Annotated in this window: 17 protein-coding genes; 8 read left to right on the forward strand and 9 right to left on the reverse strand. The window is 70.3% G+C overall.

All coding sequences use genetic code 11. The annotated features are described in order from the left end of the window. Positions 1 to 25: 25 nt before the first annotated feature. Together EHO50_RS13815 and EHO50_RS13820 are read left to right on the forward strand one after the other, a co-directional pair. Positions 26 to 496, forward strand: a complete 471-nt coding sequence (locus EHO50_RS13815; RefSeq protein WP_128430266.1) for a DUF5709 domain-containing protein — start codon at positions 26 to 28, stop codon at positions 494 to 496. 105 nt (positions 497 to 601) lie between these two features. Next, a complete protein-coding gene (locus EHO50_RS13820; protein WP_128430268.1) occupies positions 602 to 862 on the forward strand; it encodes a type B 50S ribosomal protein L31 in 261 nt (86 codons plus the stop codon). Between the two features lie 224 nt (positions 863 to 1,086). Here the strand turns inward: EHO50_RS13820 and EHO50_RS13825 are convergent, their stop codons facing one another. Next, positions 1,087 to 1,881: a metal-dependent hydrolase gene (locus tag EHO50_RS13825; RefSeq protein ID WP_128430271.1), complete on the reverse strand. Its 795-nt coding sequence runs from the start codon at positions 1,879 to 1,881 to the stop codon at positions 1,087 to 1,089. Between the two features lie 145 nt (positions 1,882 to 2,026). Between EHO50_RS13825 and EHO50_RS13830 the strand changes: the two genes are divergently transcribed. Next, positions 2,027 to 4,540 (forward strand): DEAD/DEAH box helicase, encoded by a 2,514-nt coding sequence (locus EHO50_RS13830; RefSeq protein WP_128430274.1) that lies wholly within the window; start codon positions 2,027 to 2,029, stop codon positions 4,538 to 4,540. A gap of 19 nt (positions 4,541 to 4,559) precedes the next feature. Further along, a complete protein-coding gene (locus tag EHO50_RS13835; RefSeq protein WP_128430277.1) occupies positions 4,560 to 5,429 on the forward strand; it encodes an acyl-CoA thioesterase in 870 nt (289 codons plus the stop codon). Here EHO50_RS13835 and EHO50_RS13840 read toward each other — a convergent pair. Continuing rightward, positions 5,416 to 6,321 carry a DUF6397 family protein gene (locus EHO50_RS13840; RefSeq protein ID WP_128430280.1) on the reverse strand — a complete coding sequence of 302 codons (906 nt, stop codon included), beginning with the start codon at positions 6,319 to 6,321 and terminating at the stop codon, positions 5,416 to 5,418. The two genes, EHO50_RS13835 and EHO50_RS13840, sit on opposite strands and share 14 nt — an antisense overlap. A 126-nt stretch (positions 6,322 to 6,447) precedes the next feature. After that, positions 6,448 to 6,861 (reverse strand): roadblock/LC7 domain-containing protein, encoded by a 414-nt coding sequence (locus tag EHO50_RS13845; RefSeq protein WP_128430283.1) that lies wholly within the window; start codon positions 6,859 to 6,861, stop codon positions 6,448 to 6,450. Between the two features lie 96 nt (positions 6,862 to 6,957). Between EHO50_RS13845 and EHO50_RS13850 the strand changes: the two genes are divergently transcribed. Continuing rightward, positions 6,958 to 7,386 (forward strand): PPOX class F420-dependent oxidoreductase, encoded by a 429-nt coding sequence (locus EHO50_RS13850; RefSeq protein WP_128430285.1) that lies wholly within the window; start codon positions 6,958 to 6,960, stop codon positions 7,384 to 7,386. Between the two features lie 91 nt (positions 7,387 to 7,477). Here EHO50_RS13850 and EHO50_RS13855 read toward each other — a convergent pair whose 3' ends face one another. The 5 genes from EHO50_RS13855 to EHO50_RS13875 all read right to left on the reverse strand — a co-directional run bounded on the left by EHO50_RS13855 (position 7,478) and on the right by EHO50_RS13875 (position 12,436). After that, positions 7,478 to 8,083 carry a GTP-binding protein gene (locus EHO50_RS13855; RefSeq protein ID WP_128430288.1) on the reverse strand — a complete coding sequence of 202 codons (606 nt, stop codon included), beginning with the start codon at positions 8,081 to 8,083 and terminating at the stop codon, positions 7,478 to 7,480. 119 nt (positions 8,084 to 8,202) lie between these two features. Then, positions 8,203 to 8,616: a DUF742 domain-containing protein gene (locus tag EHO50_RS13860; RefSeq protein ID WP_128430291.1), complete on the reverse strand. Its 414-nt coding sequence runs from the start codon at positions 8,614 to 8,616 to the stop codon at positions 8,203 to 8,205. Positions 8,617 to 8,638: 22 nt separating this feature from the next. Beyond that, on the reverse strand, positions 8,639 to 9,076 hold the full coding sequence (locus EHO50_RS13865) for a roadblock/LC7 domain-containing protein (RefSeq protein WP_128430293.1): 438 nt from the start codon (positions 9,074 to 9,076) through the stop codon (positions 8,639 to 8,641). Continuing rightward, entirely contained in the window at positions 9,073 to 11,598 is a 2,526-nt protein-coding gene (locus EHO50_RS13870) for a sensor histidine kinase (RefSeq protein WP_128430296.1), read from the reverse strand. The genes EHO50_RS13865 and EHO50_RS13870 overlap by 4 nt, the downstream gene beginning before the upstream one ends. A gap of 64 nt (positions 11,599 to 11,662) precedes the next feature. Next, positions 11,663 to 12,436 (reverse strand): MHYT domain-containing protein, encoded by a 774-nt coding sequence (locus EHO50_RS13875; RefSeq protein ID WP_128430299.1) that lies wholly within the window; start codon positions 12,434 to 12,436, stop codon positions 11,663 to 11,665. Positions 12,437 to 12,579: 143 nt separating this feature from the next. On the opposite strand from EHO50_RS13875, the gene EHO50_RS13880 reads away from it, so the two are divergent. Then, positions 12,580 to 13,188: a class I SAM-dependent methyltransferase gene (locus EHO50_RS13880; protein ID WP_181449612.1), complete on the forward strand. Its 609-nt coding sequence runs from the start codon at positions 12,580 to 12,582 to the stop codon at positions 13,186 to 13,188. A 6-nt stretch (positions 13,189 to 13,194) separates the two neighbouring features. Here EHO50_RS13880 and EHO50_RS13885 read toward each other — a convergent pair whose 3' ends face one another. Beyond that, positions 13,195 to 13,950, reverse strand: coding sequence for an alpha/beta fold hydrolase (locus EHO50_RS13885; RefSeq protein WP_128430304.1), 756 nt, complete (start codon positions 13,948 to 13,950; stop codon positions 13,195 to 13,197). Between the two features lie 150 nt (positions 13,951 to 14,100). On the opposite strand from EHO50_RS13885, the gene EHO50_RS13890 reads away from it, so the two are divergent. Both EHO50_RS13890 and EHO50_RS13895 read left to right on the forward strand, forming a co-directional pair. Next, the gene (locus EHO50_RS13890) at positions 14,101 to 14,625 is read left to right on the forward strand and encodes a PadR family transcriptional regulator (protein WP_128430307.1); all 525 of its coding nucleotides are present in this window, start codon (positions 14,101 to 14,103) and stop codon (positions 14,623 to 14,625) included. 108 nt (positions 14,626 to 14,733) lie between these two features. Next, positions 14,734 to 15,030, forward strand: coding sequence for a hypothetical protein (locus tag EHO50_RS13895; protein ID WP_128430310.1), 297 nt, complete (start codon positions 14,734 to 14,736; stop codon positions 15,028 to 15,030). Positions 15,031 to 15,054: the final 24 nt, after the last annotated feature.

Below are 15,054 nucleotides of genomic sequence, written 5' to 3' on the forward strand. Positions count from 1 at the left end.
CCGTCCCCACCACCTGGAGGTACCCGTGAACAGCGCCGACGGATGGGGGGACGACGTCTACCAGCCCGACGCATCCGGTCAACGTGAGGACACGGGGCTGCTCGACGTGGAGGACACCCTGGAGAACGACGGCGTCGACGACCCCCTGGACCGGGGCTGGTCCCCTCCGGAGCGGCCGTGGGCGGTGGAGCGCGCCGATGTGACGGCCGCCGAGCGTCAGCAGGGCGAGACGCTCGACCAGCGGCTCGCCGAGGAGCTGCCCGATGTCGTCGCCCCCGACGGCGATGGCATCGGCGACGCCGAGGGCACCGACGGGGAGCTCCTCGACAACGAGGTCGGCGCCATGCGCTCCGGCCGCCTCGTAGCACCCGACGAGGGCGCCCACGAGGACGAGGAGAGCGCGCTCGTCGCGACGGACGTGGGTATCGACGGTGCGGCGGCGTCCGCCGAGGAGGCCGCCATGCACATCGTCGACGAGGACTCCCTGTCCGGCTGACCCGCACCCCCTGCACGGCTGGCCCCGCAGTCCCTGTGCCTCAGCCACCGCGCCCTCGGGCCCGCTCCGTCGGCCCTTGCCAGTGCCGCCACACGAGGAGTTCGCATGCAGCAGGACAAGCACCCCGACTACCACCCGGTCGTCTTCCGCGACCGCTCCGCCGGTTACGCCTTCCTGACCCGGTCCACCGCGACCAGCGAGCAGACCATCGACTGGGACGACGGCGAGACCTACCCGGTCGTCGACGTGGAGATCTCCTCGGAGAGCCATCCCTTCCACACCGGCAAGGCCCGAACGCTGGACTCCGAGGGCCGCGTCGCCGCCTTCGAGCGGCGCTACGGCGGCGGAACAGGGCAGGGCGGCTGAGCCGCGGGACGCGGCGGCTGAGCCGGGGGAGGCTGCGGCTGAGCCGGGGCACGCTGCGGCTGAGCCGGGGCACGCTGCGGCTGAGCCGGGGCACGCTGCGGCTGACCCGGAGACCAGACCTGAGATGCACGCTGCAAGACGGCTCGGTCCCGCGGGCGGATCACCGGGGCGGCGACCTGCCCGCCCTCTCCCACTCAGATGGCACCGCGCCCGCCCCGTCCCGCTCAGATGACGTTGAGCGCCGCCGCGCAGCCCACCCCGCCGAGCACCATGAACACCGGCATCAGCACCTTGAGCTCGACCCAGCTGCCCGCCCGGAACCGCATCGCCTTGGGCGGTCCCACCGGGTACCAGCGCTTGCGCCCGACGGGTATCGGCCACAGGATCGGGCAGCCGGACACCGTCAGCGCGTCCCCGATGTCGTGCACCAGCGCGCCCAGCACGATCGGCAGCCCCAGCCACAGATACTCCTGGCCCGGCGCTGTGAACAGCCAGTCCGAGCCGTTGCCCGGCTTGTCCAGGACCCCGGCGATGATCCACGAGCTGGTCGCGGCCAGCAGCCACACCAGGACATCGGCGCTGGAGCCACGGGTCGCGCGCCACAGCAGCCCCTCGATGGCCAGCACCATGTGCGCGAACAGGATGGCCAGCACCGCCCAGCGGCCACCGGTGATCGCCAGGACCGAGGCGCCCCCGCCGATCAGGACCGCCCACAGCCATGTGTGCGTGAGCGTGCGATGCCCACCGGAACGACGCGGGTCGCCCTGCTTCTTCGTGCCCTTGTAGACGGCGTAGGACAACTTGTCGACGATTTCGCACAGCCAGCGCGACAGCGGTCCGAACGCCCGCGAGATGGTGGCCGCCTTGTGATCGAGGTCCGGGGCGAGGGCCGCGCCGGCACAGATCAGCGCGCCGGCCAGGAGGACGGGCCAGGGCATCCCGTGCCCGGCCGCGGCGGCGGCCGCTCCGACGCCGAGCCAGGCAGCGGCTCCCGACAGTGAGTGTGCTGGTCCCATCATCGCCGTTGCCCGCCCCATTCCTCGTGTGCCGCTGTCCAGTTGACCGGGTTCGCTGACTTGTCGTCGGCGACACAGCGTAGCGTTCGCGATCTTCGACCCTGCATCCGATTCCCCTGTGGAGCAGGAGGGCAGGCAAGATGGGTGGGTGACCCTCATCGATCAGCTGCCGCCGACCGCAGACCCCGACGCCCTCTACGAAGCCTTCGAGTCGTGGGCCGAGGAGCGTGGTCTCACGCTCTACCCCCATCAGGAGGAGGCGCTGATCGAGGTCGTCTCCGGCGCGAACGTGATCGTGTCGACGCCCACCGGATCCGGCAAGAGCATGATCGCCGCGGGCGCCCACTTCGCCGCGCTGGCCCGGGACGAGGTCACCTTCTACACCGCTCCGATCAAGGCGCTGGTCTCGGAGAAGTTCTTCGAGCTGTGCAAGATCTTCGGCACGGAGAACGTCGGCATGCTGACCGGCGACGCGTCCGTCAACGCCGACGCGCCCGTGATCTGCTGCACCGCCGAGGTGCTCGCGTCGATCGCGCTGCGCGACGGCAAGCAGGCGGACGTCGGCCAGGTCGTCATGGACGAGTTCCACTTCTACGCGGAGGGGGACCGTGGCTGGGCCTGGCAGATCCCGATCCTGGAGCTGCCGCAGGCGCAGTTCATCCTGATGTCGGCGACGCTCGGCGATGTCTCGATGTTCGAGAAGGACCTCACTCGGCGCACCGGCCGCCCGACGGCGGTGGTCCGCTCGGCGACCCGTCCCGTGCCGCTGTCCTACGAGTACAAGCTCACCCCGATGACCGAGACTCTGACCGAGTTGCTGCAGACCAAGCAGGCGCCGGTCTACATCGTGCACTTCACGCAGGCGCAGGCCGTGGAGCGGGCGCAGGCGCTGATGAGTATCAACATGTGCTCGCGCGAGGAGAAGGACCAGATCGCCGAGCTGATCGGCAACTTCCGTTTCACCACCAAGTTCGGCCGCAACCTCTCGCGTTACGTGCGGCACGGCATCGGTGTGCATCACGCCGGCATGCTGCCGAAGTACCGCCGTCTGGTGGAGAAGCTCGCGCAGGCCGGTCTGCTGAAGGTCATCTGCGGCACGGACACGCTGGGCGTGGGTGTCAACGTCCCCATCCGCACGGTGCTGTTCACGGCCCTGACCAAGTACGACGGCAGCCGCGTCCGCACGCTGCGCAACCGCGAGTTCCACCAGATCGCCGGCCGCGCCGGGCGCGCGGGATTCGACACGGCGGGTTTCGTCGTCGCCCAGGGGCCCGAGCACGTCATCGAGAACGAGAAGGCGCTCGCCAAGGCCGGCGACGACCCGAAGAAGCGCCGCAAGGTCGTCCGTAAGAAGGCGCCCGAGGGCTTCGTCGGCTGGACGGAGAGCACCTTCGACAAGCTCATCTCCTCCGAACCGGAGCCGCTGACCTCCCGCTTCCGGGTCACGCACACGATGCTGCTGTCGGTGATCGCCCGGCCTGGCAACGCCTTCGAGGCGATGCGGAACCTGCTGGAGGACAACCACGAGCCGCGCAAGCAGCAGCTGCGGCACATCCGGCGCGCGATCGCGATCTACCGTTCGCTGTTGGACGGCGGCATCGTCGAGAAGCTCGACGAGCCGGACGCCTCCGGCCGCATCGTCCGCCTCACCGTCGACCTCCAGCAGGACTTCGCGCTGAACCAGCCGCTGTCCACCTTCGCCCTGGCCGCGTTCGAATTGCTGGACCCGGAGTCGCCGTCCTACGCCCTGGACATGGTGTCCGTCGTGGAGTCCACCCTGGACGACCCGCGGCAGATCCTCGTCGCCCAGCTGAACAAGGCGAAGGGTGAGGCCGTTGCCGCGATGAAGGCGGACGGCATCGAGTACGAGGAGCGCATGGAGCGCCTCCAGGACATCACCTACCCCAAGCCCTTGGAGGAGCTGCTCTTCCACGCGTACAACACGTACCGCAAGAGCCACCCCTGGGTCGGCGACCATCCGCTGTCGCCGAAGTCCGTGATCCGGGACATGTACGAGCGGGCGATGTCCTTCACGGAGTTGGTGTCCTTCTACGAGCTGGCCCGCACCGAGGGCATCGTGCTGCGCTACCTCGCCAGCGCCTACAAGACCCTCGACCACAACATCCCGGACGACCTCAAGTCCGAGGATCTGCAGGATCTGATCGAGTGGCTCGGCGAGATGGTGCGCCAGGTCGACTCCAGCCTGCTGGACGAGTGGGAGCAGCTCGCCAACCCGGAGGAGATGACCGCCGAGGAGGCGCAGGAGAAGGCCGACGAGGTCAAGCCGGTCACCACCAACGCGCGCGCCTTCCGCGTCCTCGTGCGCAACGCGATGTTCCGTCGTGTCGAACTCGCCGCGCTCGACCAGGTGGAGGAGTTGGGCGAGATGGATGCCGAGGCCGGCTGGGACGCCGAGGCCTGGGGTGAGGCGATGGACAAGTACTGGGACGAGTACGAGGACCTCGGCACCGGTCCCAACGCCCGTGGCCCCAAGCTCCTGGTGATCGAGGAGGAACCGGCGAACCGCCTGTGGCGCGTCCGCCAGATCTTCGACGACCCGAACGGCGACCATGACTGGGGCATCAGCGCGGAGATCGACCTCGCCGCCTCCGACGCGGAGGGCCGCGCGGTGGTCCGCGTCACCGACGTAGGCCAGCTGTGAGCACAGGAGAATCCCACCCATGACGACGAACCCGGCCGAGAGGCTCGTCGACCTGCTCGACCTGGAGCAGATCGAGGTCAACATCTTCCGCGGCCGCAGCCCGCAGGAGTCCCTGCAGCGGGTCTTCGGCGGGCAGGTGGCCGGGCAGGCCCTGGTAGCCGCCGCGCGCACCACGGACGGCGACCGTCCGGTGCACTCGCTGCACGCGTACTTCCTGCGTCCGGGCAGGCCTGGCGTGCCGATCGTGTACCAGGTCGAACGGGTGCGGGACGGCAGGTCGTTCACGACCCGCCGGGTCACCGCCGTGCAGCAGGGCCGCACGATTTTCAATCTCACCGCCTCCTTTCATCAGCCTGAGCAAGGGAGCTTCGAGCACCAGCTGCCGCCGGCCCGCAAGGTGCCGGATCCGGGGTCGCTGCCGACGGTCACCGACGAGATCCGGGAGCATCTGGGCGCGCTGCCCGAGCAGTTGGAGCGGATGGCGCGCCGTCAGCCCTTCGACATCCGCTATGTGGACCGGCTGCGCTGGACCGCCGAGGAGGTCAAGGACGGCGAGCCGCGCAGTGCCGTGTGGATGCGCGCGGTCGGGCCGCTCGGCGACGATCCGGTCGTGCACACCTGTGCGCTGACCTACGCCAGTGACATGACGCTCCTGGACGCCGTCCGCATCCCGGTCGAACCCCTGTGGGGCCCGCGGAGTTTCGACATCGCGTCGCTGGACCACGCCATGTGGTTCCATCGGCCCTTCCGCGCGGACGAGTGGTTCCTGTACGACCAGGAGTCACCGATCGCGACCGGTGGACGGGGCCTCGCCCGGGGCCGGATCTACGACCTGGAAGGGCGCCTGTTGGTGTCCGTCGTCCAGGAGGGTCTGTTCAGAGCGCTGTAGCCCGCGGGTTTCTGCGACGCAGCCGGCTCAGTAGGCCGCGTGGCGGTTCCGGCTCTTGCGGCCGGGGCGATCCGATGTGCACCGGATGTGCCGGGGCCCGCGTCGCCGTCGGACGCGGGGCCGGCCGCCTCTGTCGTGCCGCTTCCAGTACTGCCGTCAGGTCGGCCCGCAACAGGCCGATCTCGTCCGGGTCGTCCGCCGTCATGATCCTCTCGGCGAGGTGCGCGGCGGGTGAACCCGGTGCGCCGGATGCCGGCGGTCCTGGCCGGAAGCGGTTCAGATGGGAGCGCTCATAAGGGTCGGGGACGATTTCCGCGATCTGGACGGGGTCGAGGAAGGCGGCCAGCGCGCCGGCACTCTCCCACGGGTCGTCGGCCAGTCGCAGCAGGAATCCCCGATGACGTCCACGCCAGTTGCGCGCCCGCAGATCCACGCCCGCATCCAGCATGCCGCGCAGCGCTTCGGGCATACGTCGGTCGTTCAGCAGCGGGGCGTTGTTCTCGTCGGCGGCGAACTGCTCCAGTTCCTCGGCCAGATACAGCCAGACCACGGCTCGATAGCGATTGAGGTACCACTTCACCGGCACGACCAGCCCCAGGCGTGCCAGGCGCGTGAACCTGCCGACGGACACGTCCATGACGCCCGCGCCCTCTGTCGTACCCACCACCTTCACGCGGTCCTGCAGCGAGTCGGGGAACCCGGCCCCCGAACGCAGCCGGTCGATCTCCGAGCACGGGACGCGTCGGCCCCCGCCTCCCTCGTCCGGCACGGTCCGGATGAGTCCGAGGTGAACGGCGAGGTCCAGCTCGCCTCGCTTCAGCCCCAGTTCGCGGGCCGCGCGACTCGGCGTATACGAGAGGTGGTGCGGTTTCGTGGCGGTGTCGCCTGACATGGTCGGTCTCCCCCGTGGAGTCAGTGGCTCACGCTCTGTGCGCTCGCCGTGACAAAAACCGTAGCCGGTCGGGCGGATCTCGTGGCGAGCCTGTGGATAACTCCACGGGGGCGATGAATCAGCAGGTCAGACGTCTGTGATCGGTGCCCGTTCGGGCTGTCGGGCGTCCACGTCGAGGTGCTCGCCGACCCGGTTGACGAGCAGGGTCATCTCGTAGGCGATCTGGCCGATGTCCGCCTCCGCGCCGCTGAGCACGCAGAGACAGCTGCCGGTGCCCGCCGCGGTGACGAACAGCACGGCGTCGTCGAACTCGACCATCGTCTGGCGCACTCTGCCCGCGCCGAAGTGCCGTCCCGAGCCCTTGGCGAGGCTGTGCAGTCCGGACGAGACGGCGGCGAGGTGCTCGGCGTCCTCCCGCCGCAGTCCCGTGCTCGCACCTGTCACCAGACCGTCGTTGGACAGCACCAGCGCGTGCCGCACATGATCGACGCGCTCCGTCAGGTCGTCCAGCAACCAGCCAAGTCCCTGGTTCTGCGCCATGTTCCGGTCTCCCCGTGTAGATGTCTCCCCCTGCACCGGAGGAACTCTTCGCCACCCTTCCCGACGATCCGGCCCGCGGGCAAGGAGGATGGGGGCATGGCGCAGAAGATGACCGATGAGGAATGGCGGGCGTTCGTCTCGCAGGGCACACGCACCGGAAAGTTGTCGACCGTGCGAGCGGACGGGAGTCCGCATGTGACGCCGATCTGGTTCGTGCTGGACGGCAACGAGGTGGTGTTCAACACCGGCAAGTCGAGTGTGAAGGGCCGCAATCTGGTCCGTGACGGCCGGGTGGCGCTGTGCGTGGACGTCGACCGGCCGCCGTACGACTTCGTGGTGCTTCAGGGCATCGCCAGGATCTCGGAGGATCTCGAGGAGTTGAGGCACTGGGCCGGTCGCATCGGGGCGCGGTACATGGGCGAGGAACGCGCGGAGGAGTTCGGGGCCCGCAACGGTGTCCCGGGTGAACTCCTGGTCCGCGTCACAATCGAGAAGGTACTTGCGGAGAAGAGTGTCGCGGACTGAGAGCGGTCCGAGGGCCGGTCCGGGCCAGGGGTCGACCGCGGCTGAAAACCGGTCGGCCCACGGGGGGGGCAGTCGGCCTGCGCAGAAGCAGTCAGCCCACGGAGTCGAGCAGCCGGGCGGTGTGCATCCGTCCTGCGTACTCGACGAGTCGGATCAGCACCTCCTTTCCCGAGTCGCGGTCCCGGGCGTCGCAGAGCACCACAGGTGTGCCCCGGTCCAGGTCGAGGGCGCGAGAGACGTCGTGGGCGCCGTACGTCCGGGCGCCCGCGAAGCAGTTGACGGCCACGACGAACGGGATGTGCCGGTGCTCGAAGTAGTCCACCGCGGGGAAGCAGTCCTCCAGGCGCCGGGTGTCCGCGAGGACCACCGCACCCAGGGCGCCCTGTGACAGCTCGTCCCACAGGAACCAGAAGCGGTCCTGACCTGGGGTGCCGAAGAGGTAGAGGGACAGGCCGGACCGGATGGTGATGCGTCCGAAGTCCATGGCGACGGTCGTGGTGACCTTGTGGTCCACGCCGTCGGTGTCGTCCACCAACTGCCCGGCTTCGCTGAGCAGTTCCTCGGTGCGCAGCGGCCGGATCTCACTGACCGCGCCCACCATGGTGGTCTTGCCCACGCCGAATCCGCCGGCGACAAGGATCTTCAGCGCCAGGGCGGCCGTCTCGCCGTCGGAGGCGTCGGAGTGCTCGGAGACCATCGATCACTTCTCTCGGGAGTGCCGGCATCGGTCGACGTCACTGTGCGAAGTCAGCATCATGACAACTGCGGCTGCCCTTCGTGGGATTGGACCGCTTTTGGCTGGTTCTGGCATGTCATCTACAGGGCCCGCAATCCTTCGATCACGTCGCGAAGGATCCGTTCGTCCGGAAGCTGTGCGGGCGGTACCGGACGGCTGACGGTGACGCAGCCCATTTCCAGTAGGTCGCCGAGGAGCACCCTGACGACCCCCACGGGTAGATCTGCGCCCGCGGCGAGTTCCGCGACCGACTGCGTCTCCGGTCGGCACAACTCGATGAGGGCCCGGTGTTCCGGCCCGAGCGCGGTGTCGTCGTCGGTTCCGGGCGCGGCGGCGTCCAGTGTGACGAGTGCGATCAGGTCGAAGCGCACCCCGGTGGGGCCGGGGTCGGTGCGTCCGCCCGTCATGGCGTACGGGCGGACGAGGGGCCCGGCCTCGTTGTCGTACCACTGGCTGCCCTGCTCGCGCGGGGCGCCCGTCATGTCGTCGGTCATGCGCGCGGACCGCCCTTCCGGCTCATCCTGCGGCGGGCGGCCGCGCTGCCACGCGTGTTGGCGTGTAGAGGTGCTCGCCGACGCGTTTGACCAGCCGTGCCATCTCGTACGCCACGAGTCCGATGTCGGCGGTCACAGCGGTGAGGACGGCCAAACAGGAGCCGTCGCCGGCGGCTGCCACGAACAGGAAGGCGTCGTCCATCTCGACCATGGTCTGGCGCACCCCGCCGGCGCCGAAGTGCCGGCCCGCGCCCTTGGCCAGGCTGTGGAAGCCGGAGGCGACCGCGGCGAGGTGCTCGGCGTCCTCGCGGCGGAGGCCGGTCGACGCGCCGACGGCGAGTCCGTCGTTGGACAGCACCACGGCGTGCCGCACCTCGCTCACTCGCAGCACCAAGTCGTCGAGCAGCCAGTCGAGTTCGCCCGACTGCTGGGCGGCTCTCATGCTCGGATCCTGGATCATGCGGGGTCTCCTTCGCTGCTGTCGCTGCGCGCTGTGGAATCGGGAGTGGCACCGCGGCCGGGCTGCCTGCCGCCGCCGCGCGCCCATCCCTCGCGGTAGGCCGCCATGCGGTCCCGTACGAGTTCGGGGGTGCGCTGGTCGTCGTCGCGGGCGGCGGGCGGCGGCGCCGGCTCCTCGGGGCGCCCCTCGCGCAGTTGGGGGGCGAGACTCGCCTGCCGCACGCGGCGTGGGAGGTCGTCGGAGGCTTCGGAGTCGTCCGGCGGGCGGTGCAGTCGCAAGGTGGTGACTCCGGGGAGTGGGGTGTCGGTCGTGGGGGCCTGGGCCGCGGCCGGTGCGGGAGCCACCAGTGCGGGCCGGTCGACGACCGCGTGGACGGACTCCTGGTTCCGGTCGGCGGCGGGCACGCGCGCGTACTCGCGCTCGGCGGGCCGCTCGCTGCCCGCCTTCTTGCCGGGGGAACGTTCCGTCATGGCGTCGTGCAGCAGGGCGGTGGGCAGTAGGACGACCGCGGTGGTGCCGCCGTAGGGCGAGGTGCGCAGGTGCACCTTGATGCCGTGCCGGGCCGCGAGCCTGCTGACGACGAAGAGGCCGAGCCGGTCGCTGTCGAACAGGTCGAGCGCCTCGGACTGTTCGATGCGCCGGTTTGCCTCGGCCAGGGTCTCCTTGCCCATGCCCAGGCCGCGGTCCTCGACCTCGACGGCGTAACCGTTGCCGACGGGCTCGCCTGTGATGCGCACACGCGTGTGGGGCGGTGAGAACTGGGCGGCGTTCTCGACGATCTCCGCCAGGAGGTGGGTGAGGTCGGCGACGGCTGCGCCGATGACCAACGCCTCGGGGAGCTGTCGTACCTCCACGCGCGCGTAGTCCTCGACTTCGGAGACGGCCGCGCGGACCACGTTGGTCAGGGAGACCGGCATCCGCCAGGCCCGCCCGGGTGCCGCTCCCGAGAGGATGATCAGGCTCTCGGCGTGGCGCCGCATGCGGGTGGTGAGGTGGTCGAGCCGGAAGAGATCGCTCAGTTCGTTCGGGTCCTCGGAGCGCCGCTCCATGCTGTCCAGCAGGCTCAGTTGGCGGTGCACCAGGACCTGGCTGCGGCGGGCGAGGTTGACGAAGACCCCGGAGATGCCGCTGGCGAGCTCGGCGCGCTCCACGGCGGCCCGGAGCGCGGCGCGGTGGACGGTGCCCAGCGCCTCGGCGACCTGGCCGGTCTCGTCCTCGGCGGGTGGTCCGGGCGGCGCCTGGGCCTGGATGTCGATCTCCTCACCGGCGCGCAGCTTGAGCATGGCCTCGGGTAGTTTGCGCCGGGCGATCTCCAGGGCGCCGTTGCGCAGGCTGACCAGCTCGACGACGAGGCCGCGGCCGATGCGTACGGAGATCACGAGAGAGGCGGCGACGGCGGCGAGGCCGAGGAGGACGGCAGCGCCGGCCGGGGTGAGCAGACCGCGGGTGAAGGGATCGGCGCTGTCCGCGACTCCGCGCCCGGCGTCCTGCTCGATCGTCCGCATTGCGCCCTGCACGCGTGCGTGTGCCTTGCTCCAGGTGGCTTCCGCCGCGGCGTCGATCGCCCGTACGCCTGGTGCGGTGGCGAGGACCTTGTCCTCGACGGCGGCCACGGTCGCGTAGGCGCTGCCTCCGGCGAGGCTCTGCCAGGCGGCGCGTTCCGGGCCGCGCAGGTCCGCGACGGCGGACTCGGTGAGCGTACGGCGGGTGTCGACGGCGCCGGTGAACAGCCTCAGCCGCTCTCCCTCGAGGCGCCCGGCGAGGCGTGCGCTGTCCAGCACCACGTCCTCCTGGGCCAGCGCCTCGCCCGCGCGGGCGAATTCGAGCAGCACGCGCGCGTCGGAGCCGAGCTCGGCGTCCTGGATACCGGTGAGCGCACCGCCCACCGAGAACGCGCTCGCAATGGTCTTCGTGTACCGCCCGTACGCCTCGTCCCAGCCGGAGCGGCGGTCGAGAACGGCACTGCGTACACTGCTCAGCTGCTCGGCGCCGGTGACGAAGGCCTCGAGCCGCCGGGCCACGCCGGCCGGGAGCTCCTCGCTGTCGGCGACGGTGCTGCGGTCGCCGAGCCGCAGCTGCGCCACCGCAGTGTCGGTGCCTTCCGCGAGCCTCTTCAAGTCGTCGCCCTGTCCGGCGGAAGGGTCGGTCGCATAACGCACCGCGGCCTCGCGTTCGGCCTGGAGGGCGGCGACCGCGGCCGCGACAGGGGCCCTGATCTCGGCGTCGACGCGCTGCAACTGGCGCAGCCTGGAGACGTCCTGAGCGGTGCTGACGGTGGCGTAGGCCCACATGGCCAGCAGTGAGACGACCGGCACCATCAGCAGACAGACGATCTTGGCGCGGACAGTGCGCGGTCGTATGCGCCAGCGCTCCACGCGCGTGGGTCGGTCGTCCAGCGCCACACCCGTAGGTTCCTCCGGGCCTTCGTCGGCCGGCGGTCCGGCATGGGCGCGGCGGCCGCGCACGGGGGGCGGGGACGGCGTCTCGGCGCCGGCTGGGGTGGTCCTACGGGGTGTACGCATGGCCTCCTCGCTCGGAAGTGGTTCGGGGCGTGCCTTCCCGGGCCGTCACCGGTCCGGACCGCCGCTAGCCGGCGACGCTCTCGACCGACCGCTGGGCCGACGCGGATGCCTCGCGCTCCCCCGTGGTGGGCGACAGCGCGACGAAGGCCGAGGTCAGGAAGAGATAGGACCCGAGGCCGACGGCGAGGGGGAAGATGAACTGCATCGCCGTGGCCCCGGGCAGGACGTCACCGGAGGGCGTGACGTCCACGCCGACGGCGAACATCCCGGTGTAGTGCATGCTGCTGACCGCCGCGCCCATGATCAGGGAGGCGATGGTGACGGCGACGGGCGACTTGATGTTGAGCGCCGCCCACAGGGCCGCCGTCGCCGCGACGACGGCGATCAGGACGGAGAGTGCGACGAGGGCGGGGTCGTAGGTGACCTCGCCGTGGAGTCGTACGGCGGCCATGCCCAGGTAGTGCATGCTCGCGACGCCGAGCCCGGTGGTGAGCCCGCCGAGGAAGAGGGCGCGGGTCCGGTCACGGCTGTAGCCGACGGCGAAGACGCCGACGCAGACGACGGTCATGGCGACGAGCAGGCTCACGATGGTGAGTGGCACGTCGTAGCGGATGTCGGTGCCGCTGACGCTGAAGCCCAGCATGGCCACGAAGTGCATGGTCCAGATGCCGGTGCCGATCGCCGAGGCCGCGGTGACGAGCCAGTTGCGGCGCGACCGGCCGGTGGCGCCGAGCGCGCGGACGGTGCAGCGCAGGCCGAGCGCGGCGCCTATGCAGGCCATCACGTACGACAGCACGGGGGTCAGCCAACCCAGGGCGGCGTGGTCCAGGTGTCCCATGACCCCGGGACGCTAGCGGCGGCACGGGCGCACGAAGGGGGCGCATTTCGAAAGGTGTTGGAATATGACGCACAGATGCACCGGAACGATCGCGTCACGCTCGAACGTGTGCACAGCGGCGTCATCCGTGCCGGTGAGGGATCATGCGGAACATGAGCGACGACCACACACATGTGCAGGAGTTCTTCACGGCCCGCGCCGCCGACTGGGACAGCCGGTTCCCCGACGACGGGCCCGCCTACGCGGCCGCGGTAGCCGAGCTCGGGCTGCGCGAGGGGGGCCGCGTGCTCGACGCGGGCTGCGGCACCGGGCGCGCCCTGCCGCCCCTGCGTGCCGCTGTGGGGCCCTCGGGAGTGGTTCTGGGGGCCGATCTGACCCCGGCCATGCTGGAGGCCGCCGTACGGGCCGGACGCGGCGCCGACGGGCAGTTGCTGCTCGCCGACGTCGCCGCGCTGCCGTTGCGGTCGGAGTCGCTCGACGCCGTGTTCGCGGCCGGCCTCATCGCGCACCTGCCCCATCCGTCGACGAACCTGCGGGAGTTGGCCCGAGTGGTACGCCGTGGCGGCACGCTCGCACTGTTCCACCCGATCGGCAGGGCGGCGCTCGCGGCACGCCAAGGCCGCCAGATCACGCCGGGCGACCTGCGAGCCGAGCCCAACCTCCGGCCGCTGCTGGCCGGTTCCGGATGGCGCATGACGTCGTACGTCGACGAGGACGACCGCTTCCTGGCGCTGGCGGTACGCGAGCCCTGATGCCTCTCAGCCTCGCCCGGCGACGGCCGCCACGAAGGCGTCCGGGTTGTCGAACATGACGTTGTGGCCGGCGCCGGGCACGGTCACCACGCGCACGCCCGCGGCCTCCAGGGCTTGCCTGCCCGGGAGTTCACCGCTGAGCTCTCCCTGAAGGTACACGCGGTCGATCGACAGCTCTTCGAGGATTTCACGCATGATCGGCTCGTAGCCGCGTCTGAGCCACGTGGCACTGCGGTGCAGGGCGCGCGGGTCGGCCAACCGCATGGTCGCCGCCCACAGCGGCCCGACCGCCTCCAGCACGCGCGCGTGCGTGCCGCCGACGAACTCCTCCTCCTCGTAGGCCGTGATCCATGCACTCCCGGCAGCGGGCGGTGGCGAGGCGTCGAGGTTGGCCTCGGTGAGGACGAGCCGGGATACGAGGTCGGGGCGACGGTGAGCGAGCACGATGGCGACGGAGCCGCCCATGCTGTGCGCGACCAACTCCGCACCGCTCAGCTCCGCCGCGTCCAGCGCCGCCGCGAGGGCGTCGGCGTGCTCCTCCAGCCGGTAGCCGAAGTTCTCGGGCCGGTCGCTGATGCCGTGCCCAGGCAGGTCGACGAACAGGCTACGTCGACCTGTGAGTTCGGGCCGAGCCGCGACATGGGCGTGGTACACGGAGGACATCGACCCCAGTCCGTGCACATACACGCGCGCGGGCCCCTCCCCCGGCGTCTCCGTCCAACGGATGCAACTGCCCTTGCCGTCGAACTCGGCCTGCCTCATCGCGTCCTCCCTCGAAGTCTTGGTCCTTGAAGCCTTGGTCACCACTCCTGAGCCTTGGTGACCATTCCACGATATACCTCGCAACCGATGTATCAATAACACGATGTACTGAATCTCGGATGTACACCGGCTCTGAGCGAGAATGTGGACATGCTGGAGCTCGCCATCCTCGGATTCCTCTACGACACCCCGCTCCACGGCTATGAGCTGCGCAAACGCATCTCAGCGCTGACGGGGCACGTGAAACCGGTCGCCGAGAGCACGCTGTACCCCGCGATCAAGCGGCTGGAAAAGGCGGACCTGCTGGCCCGTGCCACGGAGCCCGGAGCTGTGGCCGCTCCGCGTCACGTGCTGACGCTGACCGAAGCGGGCCGACGGGAGCTGCGCCACCGGCTCGCCGAGCCCGACCCGCGGGACATCAGCGACGAGAACCGGTGGTTCACGGTGCTCGCCTTCCTGCGGCACCTGGACGACGCGGCCGCCCAGTCCGCGGTACTACGACGCCGGCTGGCCTTCCTCGAGGAGCCCGCCAGCTTCTTCTACGACGGTGACCGGCCACTGCGCGCCGAGGAACTGGACGACCCCTTCCGGCGCGGCATCCTGACCATCGCCCGGGCCACCTCCCGGGCCGAACTCACCTGGCTGCGCGAGACGATCGCCTCACTCGGCGGCTGACCGGTCGATGCACGCGTCCCCCTTCTGTCGCCGAGACTCCAACTCTAGGTTGACTAGGGGAAGATGGACGATCAATCACGTGAGCCACACAGGGGGAAGGCGATCATCATGTGGGGCAGGGTGCGCAAGTCGTGGGCGAGATTTCTCCGTTCCATGCGTACGGAGGCGGATACCGGCAGGGACAGGCAGACGCACAATCTGTTCGAGGCCGCCGCCGTATATGTGTCGGCGTGCGCGGAGGACGACCAGGAGCAGATCGACGAGGCCGCGGGCTGGGTATCTCCGGAGGCGCTGTCGTTCGGGGTGAGCGAGCTGGCATGCCGGGCCGTCATCGCGCTCGCCCGGGAGCGCGACGAGTCGCCGCAGACCGTCGCCCGGTCGCTCCTGGGGCTCCCGGCGGCCTGATACGGCGGGCAATCGCGGTCGATT

The sequence above is a fragment of the Streptomyces cyaneus genome (assembly GCF_004028635.1).
GTDB lineage: Bacteria > Actinomycetota > Actinomycetes > Streptomycetales > Streptomycetaceae > Streptomyces > Streptomyces cyaneus.

Excerpts from the sequence above, each read along its gene's own strand:
- EHO50_RS13870 (WP_128430296.1), bottom strand. The coding sequence starts at position 11,598 with ATGCGTACACCCCGTAGGACCACCCCAGCCGGCGCCGAGACGCCGTCC.
- EHO50_RS13820 (WP_128430268.1), top strand. The coding sequence starts at position 602 with ATGCAGCAGGACAAGCACCCCGACTACCACCCGGTCGTCTTCCGCGAC.
- EHO50_RS13855 (WP_128430288.1), bottom strand. The coding sequence starts at position 8,083 with ATGGTCTCCGAGCACTCCGACGCCTCCGACGGCGAGACGGCCGCCCTG.
- EHO50_RS13875 (WP_128430299.1), bottom strand. The coding sequence starts at position 12,436 with ATGGGACACCTGGACCACGCCGCCCTGGGTTGGCTGACCCCCGTGCTG.
- EHO50_RS13890 (WP_128430307.1), top strand. The coding sequence starts at position 14,101 with ATGCTGGAGCTCGCCATCCTCGGATTCCTCTACGACACCCCGCTCCAC.
- EHO50_RS13885 (WP_128430304.1), bottom strand. The coding sequence starts at position 13,950 with ATGAGGCAGGCCGAGTTCGACGGCAAGGGCAGTTGCATCCGTTGGACG.
- EHO50_RS13880 (WP_181449612.1), top strand. The coding sequence starts at position 12,580 with ATGCGGAACATGAGCGACGACCACACACATGTGCAGGAGTTCTTCACG.
- EHO50_RS13840 (WP_128430280.1), bottom strand. The coding sequence starts at position 6,321 with ATGTCAGGCGACACCGCCACGAAACCGCACCACCTCTCGTATACGCCG.
- EHO50_RS13850 (WP_128430285.1), top strand. The coding sequence starts at position 6,958 with ATGGCGCAGAAGATGACCGATGAGGAATGGCGGGCGTTCGTCTCGCAG.
- EHO50_RS13845 (WP_128430283.1), bottom strand. The coding sequence starts at position 6,861 with ATGGCGCAGAACCAGGGACTTGGCTGGTTGCTGGACGACCTGACGGAG.
- EHO50_RS13825 (WP_128430271.1), bottom strand. The coding sequence starts at position 1,881 with ATGATGGGACCAGCACACTCACTGTCGGGAGCCGCTGCCTGGCTCGGC.
- EHO50_RS13865 (WP_128430293.1), bottom strand. The coding sequence starts at position 9,076 with ATGATCCAGGATCCGAGCATGAGAGCCGCCCAGCAGTCGGGCGAACTC.
- EHO50_RS13895 (WP_128430310.1), top strand. The coding sequence starts at position 14,734 with ATGTGGGGCAGGGTGCGCAAGTCGTGGGCGAGATTTCTCCGTTCCATG.
- EHO50_RS13860 (WP_128430291.1), bottom strand. The coding sequence starts at position 8,616 with ATGACCGACGACATGACGGGCGCCCCGCGCGAGCAGGGCAGCCAGTGG.
- EHO50_RS13835 (WP_128430277.1), top strand. The coding sequence starts at position 4,560 with ATGACGACGAACCCGGCCGAGAGGCTCGTCGACCTGCTCGACCTGGAG.